This window comes from Halomonas sp. IOP_31 (assembly GCF_021151495.1).
GTDB classification, from domain to species: domain Bacteria; phylum Pseudomonadota; class Gammaproteobacteria; order Pseudomonadales; family Halomonadaceae; genus Modicisalibacter; species Modicisalibacter zincidurans.
This window is the reverse complement of the sequence record NZ_JAIRBP010000023.1, coordinates 15,817-39,372: the sequence shown is the minus strand read 5'-3', so window position 1 is coordinate 39,372 and position 23,556 is coordinate 15,817. Positions and strand designations below refer to the sequence as shown.

General features: G+C 64.3%; 27 protein-coding genes. 18 read left to right on the top strand and 9 right to left on the bottom strand.

Annotated features, from left to right (window positions below; genetic code table 11):
- The first annotated feature begins 32 nt into the window (after window positions 1-32).
- Window positions 33-1,106 (top strand): AbrB family transcriptional regulator, encoded by a 1,074-nt coding sequence (locus K7I12_RS12225; protein WP_031382836.1) that lies wholly within the window; start codon window positions 33-35, stop codon window positions 1,104-1,106.
- Between the two features lie 36 nt (window positions 1,107-1,142).
- On the opposite strand, the gene K7I12_RS12220 is transcribed toward K7I12_RS12225, so the two are convergent.
- On the bottom strand, window positions 1,143-2,627 hold the full coding sequence (locus K7I12_RS12220) for a RimK family protein (RefSeq protein WP_031382837.1): 1,485 nt from the start codon (window positions 2,625-2,627) through the stop codon (window positions 1,143-1,145).
- Window positions 2,628-2,802: 175 nt separating this feature from the next.
- Between K7I12_RS12220 and K7I12_RS12215 the strand changes: the two genes are divergently transcribed.
- The 4 genes from K7I12_RS12215 (at window position 2,803) to pepN (ending at window position 7,300) form a co-directional block, all read left to right on the top strand.
- Window positions 2,803-3,324 (top strand): GNAT family N-acetyltransferase, encoded by a 522-nt coding sequence (locus K7I12_RS12215; protein WP_051907354.1) that lies wholly within the window; start codon window positions 2,803-2,805, stop codon window positions 3,322-3,324.
- A gap of 33 nt (window positions 3,325-3,357) precedes the next feature.
- Window positions 3,358-3,843: a YajQ family cyclic di-GMP-binding protein gene (locus K7I12_RS12210; RefSeq protein WP_031382839.1), complete on the top strand. Its 486-nt coding sequence runs from the start codon at window positions 3,358-3,360 to the stop codon at window positions 3,841-3,843.
- A gap of 225 nt (window positions 3,844-4,068) precedes the next feature.
- A complete protein-coding gene (locus K7I12_RS12205) occupies window positions 4,069-4,521 on the top strand; it encodes a YbaN family protein (RefSeq protein WP_231664272.1) in 453 nt (150 codons plus the stop codon).
- A gap of 97 nt (window positions 4,522-4,618) precedes the next feature.
- Complete coding sequence (pepN, locus tag K7I12_RS12200) at window positions 4,619-7,300, top strand: aminopeptidase N (protein WP_051907355.1); 2,682 nt, start codon at window positions 4,619-4,621, stop codon at window positions 7,298-7,300.
- A 95-nt stretch (window positions 7,301-7,395) separates the two neighbouring features.
- Here pepN and K7I12_RS12195 read toward each other — a convergent pair whose 3' ends face one another.
- The 6 genes from K7I12_RS12195 to K7I12_RS12170 form a co-directional block, all read right to left on the bottom strand.
- Window positions 7,396-7,926 (bottom strand): invasion associated locus B family protein, encoded by a 531-nt coding sequence (locus K7I12_RS12195; protein ID WP_031382842.1) that lies wholly within the window; start codon window positions 7,924-7,926, stop codon window positions 7,396-7,398.
- A 115-nt stretch (window positions 7,927-8,041) separates the two neighbouring features.
- The gene (locus K7I12_RS12190) at window positions 8,042-8,335 is read right to left on the bottom strand and encodes a hypothetical protein (RefSeq protein WP_031382843.1); all 294 of its coding nucleotides are present in this window, start codon (window positions 8,333-8,335) and stop codon (window positions 8,042-8,044) included.
- 288 nt (window positions 8,336-8,623) lie between these two features.
- A complete protein-coding gene (locus K7I12_RS12185) occupies window positions 8,624-9,406 on the bottom strand; it encodes an ABC transporter ATP-binding protein (protein WP_231664271.1) in 783 nt (260 codons plus the stop codon).
- Window positions 9,403-10,485: a FecCD family ABC transporter permease gene (locus tag K7I12_RS12180; RefSeq protein WP_031382845.1), complete on the bottom strand. Its 1,083-nt coding sequence runs from the start codon at window positions 10,483-10,485 to the stop codon at window positions 9,403-9,405. The genes K7I12_RS12185 and K7I12_RS12180 overlap by 4 nt, the downstream gene beginning before the upstream one ends.
- 150 nt (window positions 10,486-10,635) lie before the next feature.
- Window positions 10,636-11,187, bottom strand: a complete 552-nt coding sequence (locus tag K7I12_RS12175) for a hypothetical protein (protein WP_201448169.1) — start codon at window positions 11,185-11,187, stop codon at window positions 10,636-10,638.
- Window positions 11,188-11,522: 335 nt separating this feature from the next.
- A complete protein-coding gene (locus tag K7I12_RS12170) occupies window positions 11,523-12,008 on the bottom strand; it encodes an Lrp/AsnC family transcriptional regulator (protein WP_031382846.1) in 486 nt (161 codons plus the stop codon).
- Window positions 12,009-12,279: 271 nt separating this feature from the next.
- On the opposite strand from K7I12_RS12170, the gene K7I12_RS12165 reads away from it, so the two are divergent.
- From K7I12_RS12165 to K7I12_RS12135, 7 genes are all read left to right on the top strand, one after another.
- On the top strand, window positions 12,280-13,974 hold the full coding sequence (locus K7I12_RS12165) for a 2-isopropylmalate synthase (RefSeq protein ID WP_031382847.1): 1,695 nt from the start codon (window positions 12,280-12,282) through the stop codon (window positions 13,972-13,974).
- Between the two features lie 242 nt (window positions 13,975-14,216).
- Window positions 14,217-14,915, top strand: a complete 699-nt coding sequence (locus K7I12_RS12160; protein WP_031382848.1) for an MgtC/SapB family protein — start codon at window positions 14,217-14,219, stop codon at window positions 14,913-14,915.
- A 59-nt stretch (window positions 14,916-14,974) separates the two neighbouring features.
- Complete coding sequence (locus tag K7I12_RS12155) at window positions 14,975-15,220, top strand: hypothetical protein (RefSeq protein WP_031382849.1); 246 nt, start codon at window positions 14,975-14,977, stop codon at window positions 15,218-15,220.
- 281 nt (window positions 15,221-15,501) lie between these two features.
- The gene (gene yegS, locus K7I12_RS12150) at window positions 15,502-16,428 is read left to right on the top strand and encodes a lipid kinase YegS (protein ID WP_231664270.1); all 927 of its coding nucleotides are present in this window, start codon (window positions 15,502-15,504) and stop codon (window positions 16,426-16,428) included.
- A 23-nt stretch (window positions 16,429-16,451) separates the two neighbouring features.
- Complete coding sequence (locus K7I12_RS12145) at window positions 16,452-16,880, top strand: VOC family protein (RefSeq protein ID WP_231664269.1); 429 nt, start codon at window positions 16,452-16,454, stop codon at window positions 16,878-16,880.
- Window positions 16,881-16,894: 14 nt separating this feature from the next.
- Window positions 16,895-17,332, top strand: coding sequence for a nucleoside deaminase (locus K7I12_RS12140; RefSeq protein WP_231664267.1), 438 nt, complete (start codon window positions 16,895-16,897; stop codon window positions 17,330-17,332).
- 82 nt (window positions 17,333-17,414) lie between these two features.
- Window positions 17,415-17,960, top strand: a complete 546-nt coding sequence (locus K7I12_RS12135) for a hypothetical protein (protein WP_231664265.1) — start codon at window positions 17,415-17,417, stop codon at window positions 17,958-17,960.
- A gap of 104 nt (window positions 17,961-18,064) precedes the next feature.
- Here K7I12_RS12135 and K7I12_RS12130 read toward each other — a convergent pair whose 3' ends face one another.
- Both K7I12_RS12130 and K7I12_RS12125 read right to left on the bottom strand, forming a co-directional pair.
- Window positions 18,065-18,268, bottom strand: a complete 204-nt coding sequence (locus K7I12_RS12130) for a cold-shock protein (RefSeq protein WP_031382854.1) — start codon at window positions 18,266-18,268, stop codon at window positions 18,065-18,067.
- Between the two features lie 329 nt (window positions 18,269-18,597).
- Complete coding sequence (locus tag K7I12_RS12125; RefSeq protein WP_031382855.1) at window positions 18,598-18,801, bottom strand: cold-shock protein; 204 nt, start codon at window positions 18,799-18,801, stop codon at window positions 18,598-18,600.
- A 479-nt stretch (window positions 18,802-19,280) separates the two neighbouring features.
- On the opposite strand from K7I12_RS12125, the gene K7I12_RS12120 reads away from it, so the two are divergent.
- The 6 genes from K7I12_RS12120 to K7I12_RS12095 all read left to right on the top strand — a co-directional run bounded on the left by K7I12_RS12120 (window position 19,281) and on the right by K7I12_RS12095 (window position 23,543).
- Entirely contained in the window at window positions 19,281-19,700 is a 420-nt protein-coding gene (locus tag K7I12_RS12120; RefSeq protein WP_031382856.1) for an NINE protein, read from the top strand.
- 67 nt (window positions 19,701-19,767) lie between these two features.
- Window positions 19,768-20,349, top strand: a complete 582-nt coding sequence (locus tag K7I12_RS12115; protein ID WP_231664264.1) for an exopolysaccharide biosynthesis protein — start codon at window positions 19,768-19,770, stop codon at window positions 20,347-20,349.
- A gap of 47 nt (window positions 20,350-20,396) precedes the next feature.
- Window positions 20,397-21,035: a LysE family translocator gene (locus K7I12_RS12110; protein WP_231664263.1), complete on the top strand. Its 639-nt coding sequence runs from the start codon at window positions 20,397-20,399 to the stop codon at window positions 21,033-21,035.
- Between the two features lie 219 nt (window positions 21,036-21,254).
- A complete protein-coding gene (locus K7I12_RS12105; protein WP_231664262.1) occupies window positions 21,255-21,401 on the top strand; it encodes a hypothetical protein in 147 nt (48 codons plus the stop codon).
- Window positions 21,398-22,402, top strand: coding sequence for a 4-hydroxythreonine-4-phosphate dehydrogenase PdxA (gene pdxA / locus K7I12_RS12100; protein WP_231664261.1), 1,005 nt, complete (start codon window positions 21,398-21,400; stop codon window positions 22,400-22,402). Before K7I12_RS12105 ends, pdxA begins: the two co-directional genes overlap by 4 nt.
- Window positions 22,395-23,543, top strand: a complete 1,149-nt coding sequence (locus K7I12_RS12095; RefSeq protein WP_231664260.1) for a four-carbon acid sugar kinase family protein — start codon at window positions 22,395-22,397, stop codon at window positions 23,541-23,543. The genes pdxA and K7I12_RS12095 overlap by 8 nt, the downstream gene beginning before the upstream one ends.
- Window positions 23,544-23,556 lie beyond the last annotated feature (13 nt).

The following is a 23,556-nucleotide window of genomic DNA, read 5'->3' as shown; positions in this document are numbered from 1 at the left end:
GCTTTCAATGACCACATGACAGAGGGGTTGCCTTGATTGGCACGATCAAAGGTCGGTGCATTGCCACCGGCAAGCTGCTTCCGACACTCGCCGTCGGCGCCGCCGGTGGCGGTATTGCCTATGCATTCGATATTCCATTGCCCTGGCTGCTGGGAGCACTGATCGCGACCACCGTGCTCAGCCTGGGCGGCGTGCGTCTGCGCGCGCCCACCACCTCGCGCAAGGCGGTGCTGGTGGTGATCGGGGTAATGCTCGGCGCAGCGTTCACCCCCGATATGACCGGCGACGTGGCCCTGTGGGGCACGAGTCTGGTGCTGATGCTGCTGGCCACGGCGGTGATGATGGCGTTCTCGGTGTGGTTCGGTCGGCGCGTGGCCGGCTATTCCATGGCTACCGCGATGTACTCGGGAGTGCCCGGCGGCGTATCGGCGGTCACGCTGATGGCGGCGGACTCGGAGGCCGATCTACGTGTGGTGGGGCTGACCCATGCGGTGCGCATTCTAGTGCTGCTGGTGGCGATACCGCCGGCACTCGATCTGGTCGGCCATGTCAGCCTGCAGTCGCGCCGTCTGACACTGGACGAGTGGCTGGCGGTACCGGGTTTCGGCGATGCCCTGCTGCTGGTCGGAGCCGGCATCATTGGCATGTGGCTGGGGCGACGCCTGCACCTGCCCAACCCGTTGCTGTTCGGGCCGGTGCTGCTGTCCGGCGCCCTGCACGTGAGCGGCGTGACCGAGGCGGCGATTCCGCCGACCATCGTCGCGCTGGCGCAGATCATCATCGGCGTCTCGGTGGGCGTGCGCTTCGGCGGAACGTCGCTGGCCACGGTGGGAACGAACCTCATGATGGCGGTCTTGCAGGCGGTTGCGCTGTTGCTGATCACCATTGTTGCCGCCTGGCTGGTAAACGCCCTCACCGGCTATTCGACAGCGGCGCTGTTGCTGGCCTACATGCCGGGTGGCGCGCCCGAATTGAGCCTGGTGGCGCTATCGCTGGGCATCGATCCGGCCTTCGTCACGTCGCACCACCTGCTGCGCATCAGCGTGCTGGTATTGCTGTTGCCTGCGCTGCTGCGAATCGCCATGCGGCGAATGCATAATGCTTGATTCCTGGAGCCTTGCGGCAGCGTGCGCAAGGCCTGATCAGTGCGGGTGCCGGCGGTTGGCCTCCATGCGCTCGAGAAAGACGCCCATTACCTTGTCGTAGAGCCGCGGACCGAGCACCAGGTCCTCGACGCCGGCATCCAGGTTGGGGTTGTCGTTGATCTCGATTACCACCACCCGATCGCCGAGATGCTTGATGTCCACCCCGTAGAGGCCGTTGCCGATCAGTCGCGTGGCCTTCAGCGCGGCCTTGATCACCGGCTTGGGGACGTCCTCCGGAGCGTGGGTGGTGAACCCGCCGCTGCGCGTCTTGCCGCGCGAATGATCGTAGATCTGCCAGTGGCCGCGGGCCATGTAGTAGCGGCTGGCGTAGAGCACCTGGCCATCGAGTACGCCGATGCGCCAGTCGTAGTCGGTGGGCAGCCACTCCTGGAGCAGCAGCAGCGCCGACGATTCGAACAGTCGCGCGGCCTCCTGTGCCAGCGCCTCGGCCGAGGCGATCTTGACCACGCCCCGCGAGAAGGCGCCGTCGGGAATCTTGAGCACCATCGGGAACTCTAGCCCGGCGGCCTTTTCGGGCAGCTGCTTGAGATCGTCGCGGTACAGCAGCAAACCATCCGGCGCCGGCACGCCGCGCGCACCCAGCAGGGCATGCAGGTAGACCTTGTTGGTGCAGCGCAGGATCGAGCGCGGGTCGTCGATCACCACCAGGCCTTCATGCTCGGCACGTCGCGCCATGCGGTAGGTGTGGTGATCGAGGCGGGTGGTCTCGCGGATGAACAGCGCGTCGAACTCGGCCAGTCGCGCTTCGTCGCGCTTGGTGATCAACGACACATCGATGCCCAGCCGGCGTCCGGCACGGATGAACTGCTTGAGCGCGCTCCTGTTGCTCGGCGGCAGGGCTTCCTTGGGGTCGACCAGGATCGCCAGGTCGTAGCGGTAGCGGCGACGCGCCTTGGGAGTGCGCCAGATCTTGCGCGAATGGCGGTTCAACGCCTGGGCGAAGCGGTCCTGCTCGGCTCCGCGCAGGGCGCTGAGCGCCAGCGGCTTGAGCCGGGTCAGCCGCCACAGCCCCTGGCGGCGCTGGAAGCGCGCCTCCATCAGCGGGCAGGGCAGGCGTTCGAACAGTCGCCGCGCCAGCCGGCCGAGGCCTTCCTCGAGACACTCGCCGAACATCACGCGCAGCGTGAACGCCTCGCCGGGCAGCGCGCCACGTCGCGACAACTCGTCCATCAGCGGCGCCAGCGACTCGAGCTGCAGATCGACCAGCGCCTTGCGCGACAGCTGGTTGAGCGTCTCGACGCTGGGCAGTACCCGCTGGCCGCGGGCCTGGGCCAGCAGCGACACATAGTAGCCGGTGTCCAGGTAGTCCAGCCCGCCACACAGGTTGATGACCTGGGTGGCGCTGTCCTGGGTGCCGGTGGCTTCCTGGGCCAGGTAATCGGCGGCGCTGATCAGGTCGTCGCTGGGGTAGTAGGGGCGCCAGTCGGCGAGCCGGTCGACAACGATACGCAACGGTGACATGGGCGAGCTTCCTGGCTGAAGTATACGGAGCGGGCGGGCCCCGATTGGCGCTAGAATGCACTTGACCGCGATCGGCTACAATAGCTTCAATCGCATAAAATGAGGGTGCTCGCAGGGCCTGATGGCCGCGTTGGCGCCGGCTCCAACCCTTCGCCACTAGCTTGAAAACTTCGTCATGAACCCGTTGCAGTCTTCCACGCTGCGCCCCGCGTGCGGCGCTGATCTCGATGCCCTGTGTCAGCTCGAGTCGATCAGCTTCGAGGGTGATCGCTTCACGCGTCGCCAATTGGCGCATCTGCTCAACCGCGCCCATGCGCACACCTGGGTCGCCGTCACCGAGCAGGGCACATTGCAGGGTTACGGCACACTGCTGTTTCGCCGCAACAGCCGTAGCGCGCGGCTGTACTCGTTCTGCGTGCATCCCGAGGCGCGTGGCACCGGCCTGGGGCGGCGCCTGCTCGAGGCGCTGGAGGGCGAGGCGCTCGAGCGCGGCATGCAGCGCCTGACGCTTGAAGTGCGCGCCGACAATCGCGTGGCGATGGGGCTCTATCGGCGCATGGGTTTCCTGCCGAGGCGTTGGCTGGAAGACTACTATGTCGATGGCTGTGCCGCCTGGCAGATGGACAAGGCGTTGTCCGAGGCCGGCGAAGCGCCGCGCGAGACCTTGGAGGCTGCACCCGCGGCGCGCTTCGGCTAGCATGCTCGCGGTCAACATTACTGGAGTTCTCTTATGCCATCCTTCGACATCGTCTCCGAGCTCGACAAGCACGAGGTCACCAACGCCGTCGATCAGGCCAACCGCGAGCTGGGCACGCGCTTCGACTTTCGCGGCGTCACCGCCAGCTTCAGCGAGGAGGACGGAGCGGTGACGATGGAAGCCGATGCCGACTTCCAGCTGCGCCAGATGCTCGACATCCTCAAGGGGCGCCTGATCGCGCGCGGCATCGATGTCGGCTGCTTGGACGAGCAACCCGCCGAGACCGGCGGCGTGCGCGCCCGCCAACGCGTGGAGTTGCGCCAGGGCATCGACCAGCCGCTGGCCAAGAAGATCGTCAAGACGCTCAAGGACGCCAAGCTCAAGGTCCAGGCGCAGATCCAGGGCGACAAGGTACGGGTCACCGGCAAGAAGCGCGACGACCTGCAGCAGGCCATCGCGCTGCTCAAGGCCGATGAATCCATCGATCTGCCGCTGCAGTTCGACAATTTCCGCGATTGACCTTGCGCTGAATCAAGATTCGTCGGCGTACCCGGGTAGCCTGGACGCGGATGACGCACCGATTGAAGTTGCCTAGGATGACCATAGGCGGTGGTTATTTCCCTCGGCTGGTCGGTCACGCTGTAATGAGCACGGGTAGCCGCCGAGCCGCCAACCGACGAGTATGCCCCCGCGGGGCTCGGTGGTTACCCCTGTTCGCTAGGGTCGTCGTCACAGGAGGGCGTGATGCCCAACATCAGACATGCCATTTACACGGCCCTGGCGGGTATCAGCTTCGCCCTGGGCGTGATTGGCCTGTTCCTGCCGGTGATGCCGACGACCTGTTTCATGCTGCTGGCGGTATGGCTGGCCTCGCGAGGCTCGCCACGCTTTGCGCTGTGGATCCGCGAGCATCCGCGCTTCGGCCCCTCGATCAGCGCCTGGGAACGCGAACGGGCGATTCCTCGCCATGCCAAGCGCTGGGCGCTGGCGATGCTGATCGTGTCGATGACCGTCATCGGCCTGAGCGTCGAATCGCTGGCCCTGCGTGTCGCGCTGATCGTCGGCCTGAGCGGGCTGGCGCTGTGGATCGCCACGCGTCCCGTGCCACGCCAGGGCCTCGGCAGCTGCCCGATGTTGCCTGCACCCTCCGAACGCCTCACCGGCGCCTCCTGCTCCTCGCAGCGCGCCAACCGCTGAAAACTGCACGAATGAGAAGGGCTGGCAGGCGGCGCCTTTGAGACTCTTGCCACGCTCACCGTACAATGGCGGCAACCTTGTATCAGGAGTACCCGTCATGCCCGATTCGCCGATTTCCGCAGAGGTCGAAATCAAGCCGGTCGATGCGCAGCCGCAACCGGTCTATCTCAAGGATTACCAGCCGCCGGCCTTTCGCGTCAGCCATACCGAACTCAAGTTCGACCTCGCGCCCTCGGCGACTCGCGTCAGTGCGGTCCTGCACATGGAGCGCCATCCCGACAGCGCGCCCGGCCGGCCGCTGGAGCTCGACGGCGAGCGGCTCTCGCTCAAGCGTATCGCCATCGACGGCCAGGAGCTGCAGGCTGGCGAATACCGGGTCGACGAAGCGCGGCTGACCATCGCCGAGCCGCCCGAGCGCTTGCGCCTGGAAACCGAGGTCGACATCGATCCGGCCAGCAATACCGCGCTGGAAGGCTTGTATCTGTCCAACGGCATGTTCTGTACCCAATGCGAGGCCGAGGGGTTCCGGCGCATCACCTATTATCCGGATCGCCCCGACGTGATGGCGACCTTCTCGACCACCGTGATCGGCGATGCCGAGACCCTGCCGGTGCTGCTGTCCAACGGCAACCCGGTGGAGCGCGGCGAGTTGCCGGACGGCAAGCACTTCGTCACCTGGGAGGATCCGCATCCCAAGCCCTGCTATCTGTTCGCGCTGGTGGCCGGCCAGTTGGAGAAGGTCGAGGATCGCTTCACGACCGCCAGCGGTCGCGAGATCACCCTGCAGATCTGGGTCGAGTCCGAGAACCTGGACAAGACCGAGCACGCGATGCGCTCGCTGAAGTCGGCGATGGCCTGGGATGAGCGGACCTACGGTCGCGAGTACGATCTCGATCGCTTCATGATCGTTGCCGTCAACGACTTCAACATGGGCGCGATGGAGAACAAGGGCCTCAACATCTTCAACTCGGCGGCGGTGCTGACCCATCCGCAGACCGCCACCGACGCCGCCTTCCAGCGCGTCGAGGGGATCGTCGCCCACGAATACTTCCACAACTGGTCGGGCAACCGGGTGACCTGTCGCGACTGGTTCCAGCTCTCGCTCAAGGAGGGCTTCACGGTCTTCCGCGACCAGAGCTTCTCGGCCGACGTCAATTCGGCGCCGGTCAAGCGCATCGAGGACGTGTCGTTCTTCCGTACCGCGCAGTTCGCCGAGGACGCCGGGCCCACCGCGCATCCAGTGCGTCCGGAGTATTACATCGAGATCGGCAACTTCTATACCCTGACGATCTACGAGAAGGGCGCCGAGATCGTGCGCATGCTGCGCAACCTGCTGGGCTGGGACGCCTTCCGCCAGGGCTCGGATCTGTACTTCTCGCGCTTCGACGGGCAGGCCGTGACCATCGAGGACTTCGTCGCCTGCATGGCCGAGGTCTCGGCCATCGATCTCGGCCAGTTCATGCGCTGGTACTCGCAGGCCGGCACGCCCGAGATCGACGCTCATGGCGAGTACGATTACGCCAATAGCGCCTATCGCCTGACGCTGCGCCAGCGCACGCCCCCGACGCCCGGCCAGCCCGACAAGCAGCCGCTGCACATCCCGGTGCGCATCGGCCTGGTCGGTACCAAGTCCGGCGACGATCTGGAACTCACGCTGGATGGCGAGCGGCTCGGCAAGGAGTGCGTCCTGCACCTGCGCGAGGACGAGCAGACCTTGGTCTTCACCGAGCTGGCCGAGGCGCCGGTTCCCTCGCTGCTGCGCGGCTTCTCGGCGCCGGTCAAGCTGCGCTTCCCCTACGGCCGCGAGGATCTGGCTTTCCTGCTGCAACACGATAGCGACGGCTTCAATCGCTGGGATGCCGGCCAGCGGCTGACCATGCTGGCGCTCGACGACCTGATCGCCGCGCACCGCAACGGCGTCGAGAAGGTCATGGACGCCCGGGTGACCGAGGCGTTCCGCGGCTTGCTGACGGCGTCTACCGACGACAAGGCGGTGCTCGCCGAAATGCTCACGCTGCCCTCGGAGGCGTACATCGCCGAGCAGCAGCCGATGGTCGATGTCGATGCGATCCATGCCGCGCGCGACTTCGTCAAGCGCTCGCTGGCCACCGTGCTGCGCAATGAGTTCCTGACGCTGTATCGCGCCAACCAGTCGCAGGCCGATTACGCCCCCAGCGCCGAGCAGATCGCCCAGCGCGGCCTCCAGAACGTGGCGCTTTCCTACCTGATGAGCATCGAGGACGACGAGGCGGTCGAACTGGCCCGCGAGCAGTTCGAGGCCGCTCGCAACATGACCGACGTGCGGGCCGCCCTGACGCTGCTGGTACACAGCTCGCGCGGCGACATCGCCGATCCGGCGTTGCGCGCCTTCGGCGAGAAGTGGGCCCACGATCCGCTGGTCATGGATCAGTGGTTCAGCGTTCAGGTCACGCGCCCGCAGTCGGATGCCATCGAACGCGTCAAGTACCTGATGGGCCACCCGGCGTTCTCGCTCAAGAACCCCAACCGGGTGCGCGCATTGATCGGCGCCTTTGCCGGCCAGAACCCGGTCAACTTCCATCGTCTCGATGGCCAGGGCTACCGGCTGCTCGCCGACGTGGTCATCGAACTCAACACGCTCAATCCGGAGATCGCCGCGCGAATCATTACCCCGCTGACTCGCTGGCAGCGTTACGACGAGCAGCGTCAGGCGCTGATGAAAGCCGAGCTGGAACGCATCCAGGCCGAGGAACTCTCGCCCAACGTCTATGAGGTGGTCGAAAAGGCGCTGGCTTTCTAGCACGCCAGGTGCCGGGTCGATGGTAGACAAAAGGGCCGCTCATGAAGCGGCCCTTTAGAGGTGTCAAATCATCCCTGGCACAGGAGGGGCACCGGTTACGGTGCGATGCGCTGGGTGGCGTCGGTGAAGCCCATCAGCGAGATATCCAGGTCCATGCGCTCGCCACGCGGTCCGATCATGCTCAGCGTGGCGGTGCTGCCGCCGCGCAACTGACGCATCAGCTCGGGTTTGACCGGCAGGTCGCCGCGGCAGCCCTGCTGCTGGCAGACCTGATAGGGGAAGCGGATCGGCTCGCCATTGTCGACGCTCAGTTGCATGCCTGGTGCCAGGCGCACGCCCAGCGGCAGCAGGAACACCAGCACGGCGCCATCGGCTTGTGGCGGATAGGCCTGCACCACGCGCATCAGCGGCTGGCCACTATTGGGATTGTCGATCAACTGGGTCATCGTACAGGCACCCTGGGCCGTGTCGCCCTGCGGGCAGCGCACCTCCCAGTCTTGGACCTTTTGGATATCGACATTGGCCTCGGCCGGGGGCTGTTGTTGTTGAGCGAAGGCCGCGGGAGCCAAGGCAAGCGCGGCCAGCAGCGATAAGGCCCAGTGGCGCAATGCGAAGCGATTCAACATGTTGTCCGTCTCCTGTCGTCATGATCTTCTATAAGGGCCGGGTCGCGATTGACCCGAATCAGTCATAAAAGCAAGCAATCGTGGCGATGACAATGCCCGGTGAGCAGCGTGCGCGTCAGGCGATCAGCCAACTGAGCACCAGCAGGCCCACCAGCACCCAGCACACGCCGCCGAGCAGCGAGCCGCGCAGAAAGGCGCGCAGGCCCTTGTAGAGCATGACCAGGCCGACGATCAGTACGAGCAGGCTGAACAGCGAACCGCTGATGCCCAGCGAGTCGGACAGGCCATCGGCGAAATCCTCGACGGCCCAGTAGAGTCCGCCGAATAGATTGCCCAGCAACTCGACCAGGGTGCGGATGGCGTCGCCGATCGCCTCCCCCAGCCAGGTGAAGAATCCGTCATCCTGCATGGTTCGTCCTTGATGATGGTGTCATCGCGCGTCGCGTGTCTCGGCCGGTGCGCCTGGCTGCTGTTCGCGCAGCCAGGCGAGCTCCTGAGACCACGAGGCTGACTCGATGGTTCGTAGCCCGCCGCGAAGCCATGGCGGGTGTCGATGCACATGTCGACCCGCAAGCGATCGTCGACCTGCACGATGATCTCGTGGGCGCCGAGATATTTCATGGACGCATACGGGTAGCTGGTTTGCGCCTATGGTAAGGCCTGTGGCGACAGCTAGCGAGTCGCACAGACCTGCCCATTAGCCGCCCAGTCGCCGCGTGGCCGCCAGCGGTGTGATGCGCGGCGGTTCGTTCGCCGGCCATTCGACACGCGCCTCGATGGCGTAGATGTCGCGCAGGCAGGCTTCGGTGAGCACCTCGGCGGGCTCGCCGCAGGCGGCGGTGCGGCCCTCCTTGAGGACCCAGAAGTAGCGGGCGAAGCGCGCCGCCAGGCTCAGGTCGTGGATGGCGATGACCACGATCATGTCGCGCTCGACGGCCAGCCGTTCGAGCCAGTCGAGCACCTGCAGCTGGTGGTGCAGGTCGAGGGCGCTGGTCGGTTCGTCGAGCAGCAACAGGCGCGGCTCGCGGATCACCGCCTGGGCGATGGCCACGCGCTGGCGCTGCCCGCCGGACAGCTTGGCCAGTTCGCGTTCGGCGAGCGTCTCGAGCTCCAGGGCCCGGAGCATGCCGCGGACCTGGGCGAGCGCGGCGCTCGAGGGTTCGTGAATGCGCGTGCGGCGCGCCAGCAGCACCGCCTCGAAGACGCTCAGCACCGCCTGGGATCCCAGTTCCTGGGGTAGATAGTAGAGCCGCTCGGCGCGCGCCTCCAGCGACAGCGCGGTCAGGGAGCAGGCGTCGAGGGTCGCCTCGCCCCGGGCTCGCTCGATTCCGGCGATCGCCTTGAGCAGCGTCGACTTGCCAGCGCCATTGGGGCCGATCAGCGCGGTCAGTTCGCCGGGGCGGGCGTGCAGGCCCGTCACGCCGGGCAGGATCTCCGTGCGCCCGATTCGGCACGTCAGCCGCTCGATGCGCAGGCTCATCCCCAGCCTCCCCGGCGACTGCGCAGGATCAGCGAGACGAAGAAGGGCAGGCCGATCAGGGCGGTGAGAATGCCGATCGGGAAGAGAATGCCCGGGATCAGCATCTTGGAAAGGATCGAGGCCAGCGACATGATCAGCCCGCCGCTCAGCGCCGACATGGGCAGGAACACGCGCTGGTCCTCGCCCACCAGCAGCCGGGCGATGTGCGGGCCGACCAGCCCGACGAAACCGATGGTGCCGACGAAGGCGACGGCGGTGGCGGCCAGCAGCGAGCAGCACAGCATGATGCTCAGCCGCAGGCGGCCCACGTTGATGCCCATCGCCTTGGCGTGCAGATCGCCGAGGCGCAGCGCGGTGAGCCGCCAGCCGGCGGCCAGGAACACCGGCAGCGTGGCCAGCAGCGCCAGCAGCGCCAGGCCGACCGTTTCCCAGCTCGATCGGGCCAGGCTGCCCAGCGACCAGAACACCAGCTGCTGCAGCGCCTCGGCCGAGGCCAGGTACTGCATCAGCCCGAGCAGGGCGTTGAAGAAGAACATCATGGCGATGCCCATCAACACCATGGTCTGTACCGTCACGCCCCTCAGCCGGCTGATTCCCCAGATCAGCAGCGCGGCGAGCATCGCCAGCGCGAAGGCGTTGGCGGTAACCAGCAGCGTCCCGGCGAGCGGCACGACGCCCAGGCCGAGGATGATCGCCAGCGCCGCGCCGAAACTGGCCGCCGAGGAGATGCCCAGCGTGAAAGGATCGGCCAGCGGATTGTCGAGGATGGTCTGCATCTCGGCCCCCGCCAGGGCCAGGCTGATGCCCACCAGCACCGCCATCAGCGCCGTCGGCAGGCGAATCTCCCAGACCACCACGGCGAGCATGCGCGACGCGGAATCGGGATCGATCAGAGCCGCCAGCAACGCGCGCAACGGGTACTGACCGGGCCCGGTGGCCACGTCGGCGAAAAATGCCGTCAGCATCGCTAGTGCGGTGATCGCGATCAACGCAATATGACGACGGCGACGCGCCAGGTAGCGCGACACGCTGTCGTCGGGCTCCGACGTCGCGGCCGAGGCGGAAAGGAGTCGGTTCATGGCACTTGGATCTGGGAAAATCGGTGGCCCAACATACTGCAGGATTCGCCGGCCCGTAACTTCACGGTCGGTAGTTGCCAAGCATGGCTTGCTGGACACAGCGCTCGATGTCCTGGGCGGTGGGCACGAGCTCCTCGCGTACCATCAATATCAAGGCCTGGCATTGAAGCGGTGGTCGTGGGCCGGGTGGCAGGTGATGTGGCCGTCCTCCGCCACGTAAGCCATCAGCGTGCCCATGCCCGCCGTCATCAGCCGGCAGGTCACGTCGGACCACACGGCGTCTTCAAGATGAACCGGATAGCGCATGGCATGGTCGTCGTGATGGGTGAACAGGTTCTCGAGAATCTTTTCCGCCCCCGGCGCCACCAGCGAACGGACCAGCATCTCCGGGTAGGCGCGGATCGGGCGTGGCGTGGTGCTGGCGCCCGCCATTTCAGTGCGCCTGCGACTGTCCTCGTGAACGCATTCGGCCACGGTGTAGGGTAGCCCCGCCTGGCAGAGCTCCTGCAGCTGGCTCAATACGTCCAGGGTGATGCTATCGGATACCCGGCTGTACTCGTCGCGGGCCAGCACGATGATCGCCTTGGCCCGCGCCGGGGTGTCATGCAGCTCCGCGGTCGAGCGCAACTGGCTCACCAGGCGCTCGAAGTAGACAGCAGCGTTGTTGTTCGGGCTGTTGATGATCAGTACGTGATCTTGCACCTGCCACCTCCAGCGGCCCTTGATCATGGATTCCTTGTTTGAGGCGATAATCGCTGTAATCGCTGGCCAGCCGCGCGCGCATGTCGATATTCAACCGCTGGGTGACCCTTGCGGAGGTCTGCCGACGGCGCAGTAGGCGGAGTAGATACATCTCGTACAGGTCCCGAAGGGCCACGTCTCCCGCTGAGTGGGGGCAGGCCGGGTCGGCGCAGATATCCGCTGATGCTACGTGAGTCGGTTGCCCGGCGCCAATGCCGTGCGGTGTGGGCCTGGCGAGACTGTGCATCACGCGGCCCAATAGCAGGCGGCCGCCCTAGTCCGGCTTTCCGGCGGGCTCACCCCGTCGGGAGCACGGGGTTGTCGATGACCCGGCGGAGCACGAAGCTCGAGTGGGCGCCGCTGACGCCTTCGATGCGGGTGATGCGGTTGAGCAGCAGATCCTGGTAATCGTCCATGTCGCGTACCACGACCTTGAGCTGATAGTCGGCTTCCTGACCGGTTATCAGCAAGCACTCCTGCACTTGGGAAAGCGCGGCGACCTTGGCTTCGAAGTTGGCGAAACGTTCCGGCGTGTGGCGATCCATCGAAATGTGCAATAGCGCCATCAGGCTGTAACCGAGCCGCTTGCTGTCGACCATGGCGCGATAGCCGACGATCAAGCCGCTGTCTTCCAGCGCGCGGACGCGGCGCAGGCAAGGGGACGGCGACAGGCCGATGCGCTCGGCGAGTTCCTGATTGCTGATGCGGCCATCGCGTTGCAGCACGTCGAGAATGGATCGATCATAACGGTCGAGAGCAGCTGTTGGCGAAATACTGGTCATGGTTGGCAACAACCTGTTGGTAATGGCGTAAGACAGGCAATTTTATGCCGCTTGGCCCACGCATTCATCCGAAATTAGCAATCCATCGCCGCGCAATCGCGGCTAGACTGGTAGCCATCGTCACAAGCGCTATCCGGAATGCTATGTTTCGCTCAGATGTCGGCTTCACGAGAGCCGGCTTCGCTTTGCCGCTAACGCCTATCCGGCCCGCGGCGCCCATTCCGCCTGCGGCCACCGCTGCTTTCGTTCATCACCGGTAAGGATCAGACCCATGGCTTCGTTCGACCATCGCAAGTACACGCCGGCAACGCCGGTACCGCTGACCCAGCCACGCCAGTGGCCGTCGCGCACGCTGAGCCGCGCGCCGATCTGGGCGAGCGTGGACCTACGCGACGGCAACCAGGCGTTGCTCGAGCCGATGAACGTCGAACAGAAGAAGCGGCTATGGGCCTTGCTGGTGAAGGTGGGGCTCAAGGAGATCGAAGTCGGTTTTCCGGCGGCCAGTCAGCCCGATTTCGATTTCGTGCGCTGGCTGATCGAGGAGGACCAGATCCCCGACGACGTGACCGTTCAGGTGCTGGTCCAGGCTCGCGAGCACTTGATTGCGCGTACCTATGAAGCGCTCGAAGGGGTCAAGCGGGCCATCGTCCATGTCTACAACTCCACCTCGACCGCCCAGCGCGAGCGGGTCTTCGAGATGGATCGCGCCGGGGTGGTCGAGATCGCCCGCCAGGGCGCGAGCTGGGTGCAGGAATACGCCAAACGCTACCCGGACACCGAATGGCGCTTCCAGTATTCGCCGGAAAGCTTCACCAGCACCGAGCCCGACTACGCGGTGGAGATCTGCGAGGCGGTGATGGCGATCTGGCAACCGACACCGGAAAATCCCTGCATCCTCAATCTGCCGGCCACCGTCGAGGTCGGCCCGGTGAATCATTTCGCCGATCTGATCGAGTATTTCATCACCCATCTCGCCAACCGCGACGCGGCGATCATCTCGCTGCACACCCACAATGATCGCGGCGGCGCGGCGGCAGCGGCGGAACTCGGCCTGCTGGCCGGTGCCGATCGCGTCGAGGGCACGCTGCTGGGCAACGGCGAGCGCACCGGCAACATGGATATCGTGACCCTGGGCATGAACCTGTACAGTCAAGGCATCGACCCCGAGCTCGATCTGTCGAACCCCGACGAGATCATTCAGGTCTGCACCGAGTGCACCAATCTGCCAGTGCATCCGCGCCACCCCTGGATCGGCGAGCTGGTCTATACCGCCTTCTCGGGCAGCCATCAGGATGCGATCCGCAAGTGTTTGCACCAGCAGGGCGCCGACGAGCCGTGGCAGGTCGCCTATCTGCCCATCGATCCGCACGATCTGGGACGCGACTACCAGGCGGTGATTCGCGTCAACAGTCAGTCGGGCAAGGGTGGAATGGCGTTCCTGCTCGAGCGTGATTTCGGCATCAGCCTGCCGCGCTGGATGACGCTGGAACTGGCCCCGCACGTGCAGCAGGCCAGCGAGAAGGTGCCCGGCGAACTCTCGAGTCAGCAGATTCGCGACATATTGCTGACCACGTTCGCCAACGAGGTGCCGCTCACGCTCAAGGGCTATCGTCTGAATCGCGACGAGGCCGAGCAGCTGACCGTCACGTTGCAAGATGGCGATCGGGTGCTGACGCTTGAGGGCAACGGCAACGGCGTGATATCGGCGTTCATGGATGCCTGGCAGCGCCATAGCGGCAGCTCGGTAAACGTGGTCGATTACGGCGAGCATGCGCTCGGCGAAGGCAGCGACGCCGTGGCGATCGCCTTCGTCCAGCTCAATGTCGATGGCCGGCGGGTCAGCGGCATGGCCGAAGACGGCGATACCGTCAGCGCCTCGCTCAAGGCGGTGCTTTCGGCGCTCAACCGCGCCGGGCGCACGGCGGCCAGCGAGCGCGAGGCCAACGCGGCGGCGATCACCGCCTGATCCGGGTCAGGCCTCTGCGACGCAAACGGCCGCCTTCGGGCGGCCGTTTGCGTTGTAACGACGGGCTCAAGTGTCGCTGGGTAACTGGGCGTGGTTGATCAGCGCAAAGGTGCCGACCACGTTGCCCGCAACGGCCGGCAACGATGCCCACTGGCTGTGGACGAACGCATGCGGGCTGGCAAGCCTTTGCAATGCTGAACTTGGCTATTCTTGTAATTGACTGATGACACAGGGAGTGGCACATGCCTGGAGAAAGTCTGGAGATGCTCTATTACTTGGGTGCTGCGTGGCTGGCGGGCAGCCTGATCGGGCTGGAGCGGAGTTTCCATGGGCGCCCCGCGGGGTTTCGCACTCATGCGCTGGTCTGTGGCGCATCGGCATTGCTGATGATCGTCAGTACCAACCAGTGGCAGTGGCTCGACACCAATATGCCCGAGTCGGCGATTCGTACCGATCCCACGCGTATGGCGCAAGGCATCATGACCGGGATCGGCTTTCTCGGCGCCGGAGTGATCTTCAAGGAGGGCTTGAACGTTCATGGACTGACCACGGCGGCCTCGATCTGGATCACCTCGGCGCTGGGTATCCTGTTCGGCGTGGGCTTCTGGTTGCCGGCGCTGACCGCCACCGTGGCTACGCTGTTGACGCTGTCGCTGTTTCGCTGGGTCGAGCTGCGCCTGCCCAGCGAGTACTACGCCGATCATGTGCTCAGTTATGCCATCGAGAAGACGCCGAGCGAAGAACAGGTTCGCGAGCTCGTCGGTCGGCATGGCTGCGTGGTCAAGTCGATGAGCTATAGCCTGGGTGAGCATGGCGCGGTCTATCGTTACCACATGGTGTTGCAGACCAAGGATCGCCAGAACCTGACCCGCCTGGCCGGGCATTTGCGGCATTCGTCGCGCGATCTGCTCGAGTTTCACCTGTCGCAGGCCGGTGAGTGAATCGCTTGCCATTCGCAGGTAGGGCGTTACAGTGGCTCTCCGCTACTTCTGGAGCACCCATGGTCATCCCGCCCACCCGAGCCAGCCTGATGTGGCTACTGGTCGCCAGCGTAATGTTGACGCCGCTGGCGATCGATATCTACCTGCCGTCGTTGCCGGTCATGGCCGCCGATCTCGGGCAGCCCGCCACGGCGCTGCAGATCATCATCACGCTGTTGCTGTCAAGCGTCGGTCTCGGCCAGATCGTGGTGGGACCGCTGACCGACCGCCGCCGCCCGGCATTGCTGGTCGGCTCGGCACTCTAATGCGCTCGGCGCGCTGCCGGACATCGCGGCGACCAGCCTCGGACCGCTCTATGCGTCGCGTATTCTTCAAGGGCTGGGTGCCTGTGCCACGACCACGGTGGCATTCGCCGCGGAACGCGATGCCTTTACGCCGGCTCAGGGGGCGCGGCTCTACAGCTATCTCAATGGCGCGCTGTGCCTGACATGAAGGGCAGTGACGGCCTGATGTGTCGCTTGCGATGCAGGCGCCGACAGGCGAAGGTATAGCGATCAATGGAATGACAGTACAGGGAATGCAGTGAATGGCTCAGTCGAGTAACCTGGCGCGCTTGATCATAAACGGCAAATCGGCACAGATCGATGAAGTGCGCGAAGCAGTCACTGCATTGCGCGAAGAGGGCCATGCGCTGGATGTACGCGTCACCTGGGAAGGCGGCGACGGCCTGCGCCTGGTGCGTGAGGCGGCCGACGAGGGCGTGTCGCGCATCGTTGCCGGGGGCGGGGACGGCACGGTCAACGAGATCGTCGCCGGGCTGATGGCCGTGGCGTCGGAGCGGCGCCCGGCGCTAGGCATTCTGCCGCTGGGCAGTGCCAATGATTTCGCCCATGGGGTGGGGCTGCCGCTGGAACCGCAACCGGCGCTCGAACTCGCGCTGACCGGTCGCGTGCACGACGTGGATGTGGCTCGCCTCGGTGAAGACTGCTTCATCAACATGGCCACTGGTGGCTTCGGCGCCGAGATCACCACCTCGACGCCGGTCGCCTTGAAGCGCCTGCTGGGCGGCGGTGCCTACTCGTTGATGGGCATGCTCAAGGCCTGGCGCTATCAGCCGTATCAGGGCGCACTCAGCTGGCCGGGTGGCGAGCTGACCACACCGCTGTTTCTGTTGGCGATCGGCAACGGCTCCCAGGCCGGTGGCGGGCAATGTCTGGCGCCGGCCGCCAAGCTGGACGATGGTCTGCTCGAGATCGTCATCGTGCGCCACTTCTCGTCGTTGCATGACATGCGCCAATTGCTTGGCGAAATAGAACGATTGCCGGCGGATGGCGAATTCGTTCGGACGATTCGCGCGTCCCGGTTGAGCTTTCGCAGCGACACTCGCTTTCCGCTCAATCTTGATGGCGAGCCGCGTCATCTCCAACATTTCGAAGTATCGCTCGAGCCGCATGCCATCAAGCTGTCGATGCCCGGTGCGAGCCGGCTTTTGAATTCACCCCACTGTCCGTGATTGCTATTCGAGGAGAACCCGCTATGCCCAACCCTTTCCATCTGGCCGTTCAGGTCCGTGATATCGCCGAGGCTCGGCGTTTCTACGGCGAGTTGCTGGGTTGCCCGGAGGGGCGCTCCAGTGAACGCTGGGTCGATTTCAACCTCTACGGACATCAATTCGTCTGTCATCTCAATCCAGAGCTCGATGAGGAAGAGACTGGCGTACATCGCAATCCGGTCGACGGACACGGTGTCCCGGTCCCGCATTTCGGCGTCGTATTGAGCATGAGCGACTGGGAAGGGTTGGCCGATCGCCTGACCCAGGCCGGGGTTCGCTTCGAGATCGAACCCTACATTCGCTTTCGGGGCGAGCCCGGAGAGCAGGCCACCATGTTCTTCTTCGATCCCTCGGGCAATGCCTTGGAGTTCAAGGCATTTCGCGATATCGAAGGTCAATTGTTCGCGACCTGAGGCGAGGGGCTGGCATGGACATCTTTATGCAGGCTGCGATCGAAGAGGCGCGCAAGGGGTTGGCCGAAGGCGGCGTGCCGATCGGCGCGGTGCTGGTCCACGGCGGACGGATCATCGGTCGCGGCCACAATCAGCGCCAGCAGCGGGGTAGTGCAATACTGCACGGTGAGATGGATGCCCTGGAGAATGCCGGGCGCCAACCGGCTTCGGTGTATCGCGAAGCGACGCTCTATACCACGCTGTCGCCGTGCCCGATGTGCAGCGGGGCTGTCCTGCTGTATGGCATTCCGCGGCTGGTGATCGGCGAGAACCGCACCTTCATGGGCGCCGAGGCGCACCTGCGCGAACAGGGCGTTGCGCTCGAAGTGCTCGATAGCGAGCCCTGTCGCGAGTTGATGGCGAGGTTCATTGCCCGGCATCCCGATGTCTGGAACGAAGACATCGGCGTCTAGCGTGCCTTGCACCCAGGCGCGGCGTTTGCTGCAATGACGCGGCGTCAACAAACCCTTTTATTCACGACGAGGAGAATACCCGATGGCCAAGACGTCCTGGATGACGACGGTTCTACCCTTGGCGCTAATGCTCGGCCTGGCGGGCTGTAACGGTGGCGACGATGACAACGGCGCCCCGGCGGTCGAGGAGAGCGGCCAATCGTCTCAATCATCTCAGGCGTCGACCGAGGATAGCGAAGCCGGGCGCATCTCGCGTGACGGCACGCCAGCGGCGGAAGACACAGCGGGTACGGCGGCAGGTAGCGGCTCGACCGGTGAACAGGCCCAGGCCGATGCCGGCGGAGGCGGCGACACCGCGCAGCCCGGCGAGGCGGAACAGAACGGCGATACGGTTACAGGCGATGCCGTGGTAGGTGAGCCGGCGGACGCATCGGCAGCAAATGGTTCCTGGGAAAGTTCCGGGAGCAACGTTAGTGAGGCCTTGAAGGAAACCGAGCGGCGATTCAAGGAGGCCGAGAAGGAACTCAACGAGCAGTTCGAGCAAGCGCAGAAACAGGACGTCAAGGAACAGCTGTCGATCGAGCCCGATGAGACGACCGAGGGCAGTGCACGCTCGAGCACCAATTGAATCTGGTGGTCGAGCATTAAAAAAGGTCCGCATGTGCGGACCTTTTTTACAATGCCACGTCCAGGGACGTGGCGATCGGTGCAACCTGTACGTGGTTAGACGTATCAGGCCGGCTTGATGTTAGCGGCCTGGAGGCCTTTCTTGCCCTGAGTGACGTCGAAGGAAACCTTCTGGCCGTCTTGCAGAGACTTGAAGCCTTCTGCCTGAATTTCGGAGAAGTGAGCGAAGAGGTCATCACCACCGTCGTCCGGAGAGATGAAGCCAAAGCCCTTGGTATCGTTGAACCACTTGACAGTGCCAGTTGCCATTGTCGAATTCCTTAACTATCTAACTTACTGATGATGATGCGATTACGTGAAGCCTTGCGGACTGCTACGAACCGCCGGTGCGAGGCTTATAAGCCAGAGAAACGCGCACGGGGTTATCGAGGGAATCGATTAACAACTGACGTCATTCTGTCTACAAACCAATCGCATCAAGGATGCGCTTTTAAACGTTGCGGGTCAAGCTTAATTTGGTCGCACTCCAGAGGTGAGTCTGACCAGCCGCGGTACGTAAGTGAAGCCCGCCGAGGCGGGCTTCACTTGGCGCTGCCTCGTGCGAGGACCCGCCTGCGACCGGCAAGCGCTCACAGGCGCTAGAGCGCCTTGATATTGGCGGCCTGAAGTCCTTTCTTGCCCTGAGTGACCTCGAAGGAGACCTTCTGGCCATCTTGCAGGGTCTTGAAGCCTTCAGCCTGAATCTCGGAGAAATGGGCGAACAGATCATCACCGCCGTCATCGGGAGAGATGAAACCGTAGCCTTTCGTATCGTTGAACCACTTGACAGTGCCAGTTGCCATTGTCGATTTTTCCTTAACTAACCATTGATGGTGCCGGGCTGCGAGAACCTTGGCTCGCGATGTGCGCGTCATGCGTGAGGTGACAAGAAAAATGCGTACTGGAAGTCTTCGGAAACCGATAACCTATTGACGCCATTCTGCTTGCTGACCCACGCAGCGGCGTGTGCATCGTTGTCATCGACCATGCCAAGCTGCGCTGGAAGAGGGTCTTGCACGTTACGATGCCCGCATCAAGCACCATAGATGCTAATTCCGAGTGCGTCCAGACCCGCATGACCCATGGCATGGGGGCGGAGTCAATGGTTTTTACACGTGGCCCGGCGGGCCCCATGGCGAGCGACCATGAGGTTTCGACATCGCTCCGTGGTAAGATTGCCGCCTGCGTCAAGCAGGCAGGGACGAGCCGGCAGGCTCACTCCGAGATGCTCCCGCGGCTTGGGCCGTCCTGCTATTCTTCAGTCCTTTACAAGGAGCGAGGCGTGACACAATTTGCGTCCAGCAACACGCATAGCAAGCTGGTGGGCTATCTACTGTGGATCTTCGGCTTCACCGGGGCTCACCGCTTCTATTTCGGCAAGCCGATCACCGGCACGATCTGGTTTTTCACCTTCGGGCTACTGGGTATCGGCTGGCTGATCGACGTGTTCCTGATTCCGGCAATGGACCGTCAGGCTGACATGCGTTTTCACACCGGGCCGACCGACTACACGCTGGCCTGGATCTTGCTGACGTTCCTGGGCGTGTTCGGCCTGCATCGCATGTACATGGGTAAATGGCTCACGGGGCTGATCTACCTGTTCACGGGCGGGTTGTTCCTGATCGGCGTGCTCTACGATTTCTGGACCTTGAACGATCAGATATCGCTCAAGCATGCCCGGCGCGGCTTGTTCAGCCAGTAATCACGATACCGACCGGGCGGCTGGATGCCTTGGGTCAGGCGGTAGAGAGACAGGGAAGGAGGCCCCGATGGCCGAACGGATGGCCTTGACCGGACTGCTCGATCAGCTCGACGGAACGGACAGCGGAAGCAAGATCCGCCTGCAGGACATCATCGATAACTTTGCATCGCGGGGTTTCGGGCCGTTGCTGGTGCTGCCGGCGCTGATCGCCTTGCTGCCGACCGGTGCGATTCCCGGTGTGCCGACGCTATGTGGACTATTCATTGCCACCGTGGCCAGTCAACTGGCGCTGGGCAAGCGAACCCCCTGGCTGCCGCGCCGCTTGCGGGAACGCGGCTTCAGTCACCGGCGCTTCCACCAGGCAGTCGCTCGTGTGCGGCCCTGGACGCAGTGCTTTGACAGGTTGCTCAAGCCGCGCCTGCAGTTCCTGACGAGTCCGCTGGTGCAGCGCCTGGTTGCAGTGCTTGCGGCACTGCTGGCGTTATCCATGATTCCGCTTGAATTGCTGCCATTCGCCGCGGCGATCCCGGCGCTGGCGATTGCTCTGCTGGGGCTGGGGCTGGCGGCAGAGGATGGGCTGCTGATCATGGCCGGCCTCGCCGTGGTGGCGCTCGGCGCCGTCGTCATCTGGCGCTGGCTGTTGCCATAAGTCATCGACCGATTTTCTGAAACGGGTACCTGGAGAGGGGACGATGCATGATTGATGCTCAATTCCTGCCCTTCGTGGTGGCGATCACCCTGCTGAGCATGACTCCCGGTGTGGACACCTTGCTGGTGATCCGCAACACTGCCCGCGGCGGAGTGCGCGACGGCGTCATCACCAGCGTGGCCATCTGCTGCGGGTTGTTCGTGCACGCCGCGGTATCGGCGCTGGGCATCTCGCTGATCCTGGTGCAATCGGCCTGGGCCTTCGGGCTGCTCAAGCTGGCGGGCGCCGCCTACCTGGTGTGGCTGGGCGTGCAGAACCTGCTCGGCATGCGGCGCGGCAATCCGCTCCCGGTTGCCGCGGTGGATACGCCAAGGCGCAACGTACCGGTCATGTTGTCCATACGCGAGGGCTTTCTCTCCAATGTTCTCAATCCCAAGACCGTAATCTTCTACATGGCGTTCCTGCCGCAGTTCATCGCGCCGAGCGACCCGGCGCTGCTCAAGTCGCTGTGGCTGGCCGGGGTGCATTTCGTGATCGCCAATCTCTGGCAGATCGCCATCGTCCTGCTGGTCGGCCGAGCCGGCACCTGGCTGGCCAAGCGCTGGGTGTCGCGCGTCCTCGATGGCGTTACCGGCACGGTCCTTATGGCGCTTGGCATCAAGCTGGCCCTGCAGCAGCGCCCGTGAGACAGCATGGCGAGGTTCGCCGAGCAGGCTTTTGCTGATCTCATGTGTCGTCAGTCAGAGCGAGCCTGGGTGACATGAAGCGGCTGTCTCGATTCCTGGCCATAACGCTTTTCCTGCTCGGTGAAACGATCGTCGCAATGACGCTTGATGCATGACCTACTATTATCAGTTTGTATGACAGGTATGCCATTAACAGACATCGAGAAAAAGGAGCGCACGATGCATGAGCCGTCTCGGGGCAGGCGGGTCCCGATTGCCGGGGAAAGTCGAGGGATCGGTGCCTATCTGTGCCCGGTCAGCGACGCACTCAGTGTCTATGTGACCGGCCAGGTCATCGAGGTCAACGGCGGACAGTCGATGCCATGACGACACAAGCCCCTTCTGCGATTGCCATCACCATGGGCGACCCGGCCGGGATCGGGCCGGAAATCATTTGCCGCGCCTTGGTCGGCATGTCCGATGAGGAACGGTCGGGCACGCTACTGGTGGGAAATATCGATATCTTTGCCAGGGCGGCGGCCACGATCGATGCCAGGCTGACATTCCATGGGCTCGATGCGCCGGAGGCGGCATCGCCCGACAGCATTGCGGTGGCCCAGGTCGATAAGCCGCTCGACGCCCTGATACCCGATGGCGAGATCAGTGCCGCCGCCGGAGAAATGGCGTTTCGTTGCGTCGAGCGCGCCGTAAAGCTGGTCCAGGCCGGGCAGGCCGGCGTAATCGTCACCGCGCCGCTCAACAAGGCGGCGCTGCATGCCGCCGAGCGCTATTACGATGGCCATACCGGCATGCTGGCGTCGCTGACCGGGGCGCCGGCGTCGTTCATGCTGCTGGCCTCAAAAACGCTGTCGACGATCCACGTGTCGACTCACGTTTCGCTGAAGGAGGCGATCTCGCGGGTCACGATCGAGCGCATCGAGGCGACCGTCAAGGCTGGACACGAGCATCTTCGCCAATTGGGTAGGGCCGCGCCGCGTATCGCCGTGGCGGGGCTCAACCCGCATTGCGGCGAGGGGGGCATCTTCGGCGACGAGGACGAACGCATCATTCGCCCGGCGGTGGAGAAGCTTTGTCAGGCAGGCTACGAGGTGCGGGGGCCGATCTCCGCCGACACGGTATTCTACCGTGCCAGCCGTGGCGAGTTCGATCTGGTGGTGGCGCAGTATCACGACCAGGGTCATATCCCGGTCAAGCTGATCGCCTTCGACACCACCGTCAATGTCAGCCTGGGCCTGCCGATCAAGCGTACCTCGGTGGATCATGGCACGGCCTTCGACATTGCCTGGCAGGGCAGGGCGGATGCCACCAACATGAAGGCGGCCATCGCCTATGCCCGGCAACTGGCGAGAGGACTCCACCTTGACTGAGCTTGTCGTGGCGATCGTCGCCGATGACCTGACCGGGGCGATGGATGCCGCGGCACCGTTTGCTCGTCGCGGTGCGCAGACCAGCGTCGTCCTTGCACTGGAGCATCTCGCCGAGGTCCTTGCTCAGGGCAACCTGCCCGACGTGCTGGCAATCAATACCGAGTCGCGTCATCTGACCGCCGATCAGGCCGCGAAACGGGTCGCCGAGGCCTTCGAGAGACTGCTTCCCCTCGCACCGCACCTTCTTTTCAAGAAAGTCGACTCGACGCTGCGCGGTAACGTCGTCGCGGAATGTCTGGCCGCGCGGCGCAGTAGTGGACGTGGGCTGCTGGTGTGTCCCGCCGTCCCCGTCCAGGGACGCACGCTGCGTGGCGGTCAGGTCTATGTGCATGACGAGCCTTTGACGGCGTCGGACTCTGGGCGGGATGCACGCTCGGCGCCGCCCGTCGAGCCACTGGCGACCCTGTTCGAGCGCGGGGGGCTAGCTGTTCCGAGCCTGCCGGCAGGCAGCGTGTCGGGTGAGCCCGACGCGATTGTGGATGCCGTGAGCGACGCCGATCTCCAGGCGCTGGCCCAGCGTCTGCTCGAATACCCGCGGCGCTGGCTGGCTGTCGGGGCATCGGGGCTGACCGAAGCATTGTCGAGAAGCCTGTTTCCGGCAGCTGAGGCGCGTCTGTCGCCTCCCGTGGATGCCCTGCTGTTGGTTGTCGGGTCGCGCTGTGATCAGGCGCGCCGCCAGGTTGCTTGCTTGTGCGAGGCGGCGCCGGATTTACCGGTCATGCATGCCATGGACGACGAGGGGCTAGCACCCGGTCCGGCGCAGCAGCGCCTGGTTATGCCCGAACGCCAGCCGTCGGCACGTTTCACTGCAGAGCAGGTCGCCCGGGGCATGGCGCGTTGCGTCAGTGGATTGCTGGCTGGCGAGCCGGGTCGCAACCCGTTGCTGTTCCTGACCGGTGGCGACACGGCCATGGCCGTCCTCGGACATCTAGGGGCCAGGCAAGTCGTGCTGGCGGGGGAATGGGCGCCGGGCGTGGCCTTGGGGCACCTCGATGGAGATCCGCATCGCTTGGTGATGACCAAGGCCGGCGGCTTTGGGACACCGGACTTGTTAAAGCGCTTGCACCGCGACTTCCACTAAAGGCGAGCGCCGC

Bases quoted from the DNA above. Each gene is read 5' to 3' on its own strand.
- K7I12_RS12135 (WP_231664265.1), top strand. From the start codon at position 17,415: ATGGCCAAGACGTCCTGGATGACGACGGTTCTACCCTTGGCGCTAATG.
- K7I12_RS12140 (WP_231664267.1), top strand. From the start codon at position 16,895: ATGGACATCTTTATGCAGGCTGCGATCGAAGAGGCGCGCAAGGGGTTG.
- K7I12_RS12110 (WP_231664263.1), top strand. From the start codon at position 20,397: ATGATTGATGCTCAATTCCTGCCCTTCGTGGTGGCGATCACCCTGCTG.
- K7I12_RS12220 (WP_031382837.1), bottom strand. From the start codon at position 2,627: ATGTCACCGTTGCGTATCGTTGTCGACCGGCTCGCCGACTGGCGCCCC.
- K7I12_RS12155 (WP_031382849.1), top strand. From the start codon at position 14,975: ATGGTCATCCCGCCCACCCGAGCCAGCCTGATGTGGCTACTGGTCGCC.
- K7I12_RS12165 (WP_031382847.1), top strand. From the start codon at position 12,280: ATGGCTTCGTTCGACCATCGCAAGTACACGCCGGCAACGCCGGTACCG.
- K7I12_RS12210 (WP_031382839.1), top strand. From the start codon at position 3,358: ATGCCATCCTTCGACATCGTCTCCGAGCTCGACAAGCACGAGGTCACC.
- pdxA (WP_231664261.1), top strand. From the start codon at position 21,398: ATGACGACACAAGCCCCTTCTGCGATTGCCATCACCATGGGCGACCCG.
- K7I12_RS12215 (WP_051907354.1), top strand. From the start codon at position 2,803: ATGAACCCGTTGCAGTCTTCCACGCTGCGCCCCGCGTGCGGCGCTGAT.
- pepN (WP_051907355.1), top strand. From the start codon at position 4,619: ATGCCCGATTCGCCGATTTCCGCAGAGGTCGAAATCAAGCCGGTCGAT.
- K7I12_RS12125 (WP_031382855.1), bottom strand. From the start codon at position 18,801: ATGGCAACTGGCACTGTCAAGTGGTTCAACGATACGAAAGGCTACGGT.
- K7I12_RS12160 (WP_031382848.1), top strand. From the start codon at position 14,217: ATGCCTGGAGAAAGTCTGGAGATGCTCTATTACTTGGGTGCTGCGTGG.
- K7I12_RS12190 (WP_031382843.1), bottom strand. From the start codon at position 8,335: ATGCAGGATGACGGATTCTTCACCTGGCTGGGGGAGGCGATCGGCGAC.
- K7I12_RS12205 (WP_231664272.1), top strand. From the start codon at position 4,069: ATGCCCAACATCAGACATGCCATTTACACGGCCCTGGCGGGTATCAGC.
- K7I12_RS12115 (WP_231664264.1), top strand. From the start codon at position 19,768: ATGGCCGAACGGATGGCCTTGACCGGACTGCTCGATCAGCTCGACGGA.
- K7I12_RS12105 (WP_231664262.1), top strand. From the start codon at position 21,255: ATGCATGAGCCGTCTCGGGGCAGGCGGGTCCCGATTGCCGGGGAAAGT.
- K7I12_RS12130 (WP_031382854.1), bottom strand. From the start codon at position 18,268: ATGGCAACTGGCACTGTCAAGTGGTTCAACGATACCAAGGGCTTTGGC.
- K7I12_RS12170 (WP_031382846.1), bottom strand. From the start codon at position 12,008: ATGACCAGTATTTCGCCAACAGCTGCTCTCGACCGTTATGATCGATCC.
- K7I12_RS12145 (WP_231664269.1), top strand. From the start codon at position 16,452: ATGCCCAACCCTTTCCATCTGGCCGTTCAGGTCCGTGATATCGCCGAG.
- K7I12_RS12185 (WP_231664271.1), bottom strand. From the start codon at position 9,406: ATGAGCCTGCGCATCGAGCGGCTGACGTGCCGAATCGGGCGCACGGAG.
- K7I12_RS12180 (WP_031382845.1), bottom strand. From the start codon at position 10,485: ATGAACCGACTCCTTTCCGCCTCGGCCGCGACGTCGGAGCCCGACGAC.
- yegS (WP_231664270.1), top strand. From the start codon at position 15,502: ATGGCTCAGTCGAGTAACCTGGCGCGCTTGATCATAAACGGCAAATCG.
- K7I12_RS12195 (WP_031382842.1), bottom strand. From the start codon at position 7,926: ATGTTGAATCGCTTCGCATTGCGCCACTGGGCCTTATCGCTGCTGGCC.